Below are 392 nucleotides of genomic sequence, written 5' to 3' on the forward strand. Positions count from 1 at the left end.
GAGATTTGTTTATTACCCTTAACACTAACCGACAGATTTTTAAGACTAAAATCAACATCTGAATTTAGACTTTCACCATTCACCACTAAGTCCCAAAGCTTATCATATTTAGGTAAATTTTTGCCGGAATCTCCACCTGAATATATCCTATCCAGAATTAATGAAGTAGTAACAATCCCTTCATTCTTATTCTTAAAGATGTTTTCCTCTCCACCCCAACCATAATACAAAGCCCTTTGCACCTTCGCATTATCATATGGCGTTGCTTCTTTATATTTAGAACCAGTAGGAGGTGACTGCTTCGAGTGTTGAAAACAAAAAGTTTGCAAACCATTCACCCTAAAATCCCCGACAACTGAACCACGAAAGGAAATAGCACCTTTATATTCTAT

General features: G+C 36.2%; 1 protein-coding gene. It reads right to left on the bottom strand.

The window, feature by feature from the left end; translation table 11 throughout:
* Positions 1–392: thioester domain-containing protein (locus tag R2R70_RS19130; RefSeq protein WP_410978770.1), on the bottom strand; the 392-nt coding region annotated here is incomplete at both ends.

Origin of the sequence: Cobetia sp. SIMBA_158 (genome assembly GCF_046566945.1) — a bacterium.
Taxonomy (GTDB): domain Bacteria; phylum Pseudomonadota; class Gammaproteobacteria; order Pseudomonadales; family Halomonadaceae; genus Cobetia; species Cobetia amphilecti.